7 protein-coding genes are annotated in these 4,656 nt (G+C 32.8%); 2 read left to right on the forward strand and 5 right to left on the reverse strand.

What is annotated here, in order from left to right; translation table 11 throughout:
* Positions 1–216 precede the first annotated feature (216 nt).
* On the reverse strand, positions 217–627 hold the full coding sequence (locus ETI37_RS07620) for a helix-turn-helix domain-containing protein (protein ID WP_006585772.1): 411 nt from the start codon (positions 625–627) through the stop codon (positions 217–219).
* Positions 628–773: 146 nt separating this feature from the next.
* Between ETI37_RS07620 and ETI37_RS07625 the strand changes: the two genes are divergently transcribed.
* Entirely contained in the window at positions 774–1,145 is a 372-nt protein-coding gene (locus ETI37_RS07625; RefSeq protein WP_006585773.1) for a TetR/AcrR family transcriptional regulator, read from the forward strand.
* A 2-nt stretch (positions 1,146–1,147) separates the two neighbouring features.
* Positions 1,148–1,492: a PH domain-containing protein gene (locus tag ETI37_RS07630; protein WP_006585774.1), complete on the forward strand. Its 345-nt coding sequence runs from the start codon at positions 1,148–1,150 to the stop codon at positions 1,490–1,492.
* A 36-nt stretch (positions 1,493–1,528) separates the two neighbouring features.
* On the opposite strand, the gene hemH is transcribed toward ETI37_RS07630, so the two are convergent.
* From hemH to ETI37_RS07650, 4 genes are all read right to left on the reverse strand, one after another.
* Entirely contained in the window at positions 1,529–2,467 is a 939-nt protein-coding gene (gene hemH, locus ETI37_RS07635) for a ferrochelatase (protein ID WP_006587679.1), read from the reverse strand.
* Positions 2,468–2,479: 12 nt separating this feature from the next.
* On the reverse strand, positions 2,480–3,829 hold the full coding sequence (locus ETI37_RS07640) for an MATE family efflux transporter (RefSeq protein ID WP_006585776.1): 1,350 nt from the start codon (positions 3,827–3,829) through the stop codon (positions 2,480–2,482).
* Between the two features lie 108 nt (positions 3,830–3,937).
* Positions 3,938–4,120 (reverse strand): DUF2316 family protein, encoded by a 183-nt coding sequence (locus tag ETI37_RS07645; RefSeq protein ID WP_006587678.1) that lies wholly within the window; start codon positions 4,118–4,120, stop codon positions 3,938–3,940.
* Positions 4,121–4,341: 221 nt separating this feature from the next.
* The coding region (locus ETI37_RS07650; protein WP_143460229.1) for an LPXTG cell wall anchor domain-containing protein at positions 4,342–4,656 on the reverse strand (315 nt) is incomplete at its 5' end.

Consider the following 4,656-nt stretch of genomic DNA (forward strand, 5'->3'; position numbering starts at 1 on the left):
TCCTACTTTGATTAAATAAAAGATTAAAAAATCAATCTACGAGAAAAATCTATTTACACAAAAAATTTGACAGTTTCCAAATTATAGTAAGCGCTTTTATAAGCTATCATTTTACTTCAACTTTTAACAAATAAATTTTTCTAAACTATCAAAATATGATTAATTAATAGCCAAATGAATTTTAATAGCTTCTTTAAACTTCAAAATCACTCAAAACTAATTTTTTTGTTTAGATTTTTGGCATTGATAATAATAATTAATCCAAGCAGATAATGGAATTGCAAAAATAAACAATATGCCTGCTCGCCCATCTTCAAAAAACATAATTAGTAACAAAACTATTGCAACGCAAGCTGACCACAAAATCACTTGTAAAGCATTTCGCTTTTTCCGTAAAATTTGTTCATTAATCTTAATGCTTTCTGATTTTGAGTTTCCTACTAAATAATCCAAGCTTACTCCATAAATTTTACTTAATTCAGTAAGTTTTTCTATATCTGGTATTGAATCACCCAGTTCCCATTTTGAAATAGATTGTCTTGATATCTTTAGTCTACTAGCTACTTCTTCTTGAGATAAATTATTAGCTTCTCTCAAATTTTTTAGACGTTCATTTAAGTTGTTCATTTTTCTATTCTCCTACATCGAAAATCTAAATAGATTTTATCGCACCCACTAGTTGCACACCAGCACTTATACAGCTTCGCTGCGCTCGCCACAGTTGCATATTTGTTATTTTTGACTAATCAGTCAAAAATAACTATAATAAAAACATGGGCAGAAAAAAGAAATATAATTCAAATGAAGTGATAGAAGCAATAACATCTGTTTTCTTACAGTATGGCTATGAAGCTACTTCTCTTGATACTTTAGTAAAAGCAACTGGTTTGTTAAGAGGAAGTTTATATTCTGAATTCGGCAGTAAACGTGGTATGTTTCTAACTGTTCTTCGGAATAATATGAAACAAGCTAAGGATGGTGAAAAAACAACTCACTTAATGCTCGTAGCAATGCTTGAGTTAAGCAGACGTGACAAAGAAATTCATGCTCTAATACAAGATTGGTGTCAGAGTTTTTCAAATAAGGAATTAGAGTTGCTCTTAGGTAAAAAGTTACTTTCTATTGCAAAAATCGAGAGGTATTAAAAATGAGAAATAAGCTAAGTATTGAAAATAACAATTTAATAGTCGAACCCCAAGGTTTAGATAAACTTTGGTCTCTCAAAAATAAATTAGTTATCCCCCTAAAGCATATCGCTGGTGCAACATTAGATAACACCATTCTTTTTGATAAAAAGGGATTACGTTCTCCCGGTACTGCAGCTTTAGGCTATTATGCCGGTAGCTTCCATTTAAATAACGAAATAAACTTTTATAACGCTAGAAAAGGTAGCGACATCATCGTGATTCAATTAAAAGAGGAACACTACAATCGCCTCATATTAGAAATCGATAATCCTCGCCAATGGATTGATAAACTTAACAATATATAAGAAAAACACTTGCGCAATATGCAAGTGTTTTTTTAGTTAAACTATCAAGCTCTTTACTAATTTAGCAAAATCCTCATCCCCATTAAATGGAGCTAAATAGTGAAATTCTTCTCCACCAGCGTTAAGGAAGTAACCTTTATTTTCAGATTCTAATTCTTCAATTGTTTCTAAACAATCTACAACAAACCCCGGCGCTAAAATCAAAACTTTTTTGTATCCTTCACTTGGTAACTTTTTCAATGTATCACTAGTTGCTGGTGTTAGCCATTCTCCCGGTCCAAATTTAGATTGATAAGTTTGATAAACAGGAATATTCGTATCAACTTTTGCCATGATTGCTTCAGTTGTCTTGGTGCATTCTTCATCATAGTTATCGCCCTGTTGCTTGTAAGACAAAGGAATACCATGATATGAAATAACAATTGCATCAATAGCATTTTTAGCTAATGCTTGCTTTATTTTTTGAGCAAAATAATTAGCATAAATTTCATTGTCATAATAAGAGCGGATGAAGTGCAAATTTACCACTTTATCAGTTTTCAAGAAATAATTCATTACACTGTCAAAAACTGAACCGACTGTTGTTCCAGAGTATTGTGGATACATTGGCACGATTGTTAAATCATCTACTCCTTGGTCTAACAACTTATCTAAACTAGTTTCAATACTAGGAGCACTATAACTCATTCCATATTCAACAAGATAATCTGGAAAAAGTTTTGCAACATTATCACGTTGCATTTCGGTATAACGAAGGAGCGGAAAACCAGCTTCAGTTTGAATCTTTTCATACATTGCCGCAGATTTTTTAGGTCGTGTATTTAAAATAATCCCATGCAAAATAGCCTTCCAAAGAAGACGAGGCATTTTAATTACTCGCTCATCACCTAAAAATCTTTTTAAAAATTCTCGTACATCCTTAGGATTAGCCGATTTTGGTGTTCCTAAATTAACTAATAAAATTCCTTTTTTCATGTTTTATCCTTTTCAGTTATTATTTTGTTCTTTCATAATTTTTGCTTTTAAATTAAGACTCTTGGAAAAAATCACATATCCAATTGTAAAAGTAATTACATCTGAAGCAGCTTGAGCCCATACAATTCCATGTAGTCCCAAAAATCTTTGTAAAACAATCATCGCAAGCAAATAAACGATTCCTTGCCGAGCCAGTGACATTATCAAAGCACCCCAAGCATTACCAATTGATTGAAAAACAGTCGTATAAACCATAATAATACCAGCTAAAGGTGTAGTAATTAAAGTGGCTAGTAACATATAACTACCTGAATTAATAATTAGTGAATCGTTCATAAATAAGCCTACAATCTGATGGGCAAAAACAATTAATATTAGAGCAGAAACTATTGCATAAACAACTTGCACAAAAATATCAAAGCGCAATACTTCTTTAAGTCGCTGCCAGTTTTTAGCACCATAATTAAACCCAATCAATGGCTGAGAACCGAAGGTAAAACCAACAATCGCTAAGATTACAATACTATATATCTTCTGAGTTATTCCCATAGCGGCCACTTCCTTAGCCCCATATGCAGCTAATGTACTATTAAGAAGTGCCATGCCAAAAGTATTAGCAAATTGATTTACCGAACTAGGAATGCCTATTGCAATCACTTCATTAAATAAATGGCTCTTTACTTTCATGAACTTAACTTTAGCATTAATAAATTTAGCTCGTTTAATCATGTAATAAAACAGCACACTATCTGTCACAATAAAGCCAATAATATTTGCTGTAGCAACACCAGTAGCTCCCATTTTTAAAACAAATAAAAATACTGGATCTAGAATAATCGCAACTACTGTTCCAGAAATCGAACCAATCATTGCTTCAACTGCTAGTCCTTCAGTGCGCAACAAGTTTTGAGGTATCAGTGAACACATAATGAATACCGCCCCAATTGCTAGAACCCGATAAAACTCTGCGGCATCTGCATAAGTACTTGCTCTTGCACCAAAAAGCCATAAAATCTGCTTTTCAAATACAAATAATATCGCTGTTAAAATAAAACTTGTAATAATTCCTGCATAAATCGAGAAACTACTTACTCGTCTAGCTTCTTCATATTTCTTTTCCCCGAATAAGCGAGAAATTACGCTACTGCCACCAAGTCCCAAAATATCAGAAAATGCAATTAAAAAATTAATAAGTGGCGTACTAATAGTGACAGCGGCAACTAAATTTGCATCACCAGTTTTAGCTACAAACATAGTATCCACTAAGTTATAGACCATCGTAGTAATCATACCTAAGACTACTGGAAAGGCTAGTTTAAAATACACCTGTTTAATAGGTGCTTTTGCAAATAGAGTGTTCATGGCTTCCTCCTAAAGTAAACTATTACTAATTATAAGTGGATTTTTTCAAAATCATAGCCTTGTTTTTTAAAAAGAAAAAAGCGCCTTTCATTAAGGACTCTTAATTCTCTACCTCCCAGGCGTATCATAACTAAACCAGCGATTGGCTGAATAATGAGCCATTTTTGACCAAGGATATACTTCTTTTCCTTCACGCTTAAGCATATCTTCTAAATAATCGCGCACCTTCCAAACATAGGCAGGATTAGGATTTTCCATAGATAAGACAGAATCTAAATCTGTTAAATTCAAGCGAGTATTCCGACAAACACGTCTTTACTGTAATTTAACCGGTGAAAATTTTCGTTTAATTCAATTTTTGTATTTTTTCTTTCTTCTGGCGTAAGCATTACTCAACCTCTTTTTTAATCTTATATTTTTTATTAGATCACACCAAAAAAGCCACAATATCCAAATGATATTGTGACTTTTAACGTTATATCAATTAATAAACCGGGGGGAATAATGTTTTATTAATCTTCCTTCTTCTTCTTCAAGAATAATCCTAAACCTGCAATACCAACTAATGCAGCACCTAATGCAGAGAGTGTAGCTGAATTTTCACCAGTTTGTGGCAATTTATTAGCTGTTACTTTGCTAATATTATGTGCTTTATTCTCATTGCTATTATTTGCATTAGTTTGAGAATTATTTGTAGCAGTTGCCGGACGAGTGATTGTTATTTCAACTGTCTTTTCACCTTCGCCTGGGATTGTAATTACTACTGGTACCTTTGCACTTTCACCTGGTTTGAGGTTCTTAGCAATTTCTTCTGCTCCTTCACCCCA

Origin of the sequence: Lactobacillus mulieris (genome assembly GCF_007095465.1) — a bacterium.
In the GTDB taxonomy this organism is placed as follows: Bacteria; Bacillota; Bacilli; order Lactobacillales; family Lactobacillaceae; genus Lactobacillus; species Lactobacillus mulieris.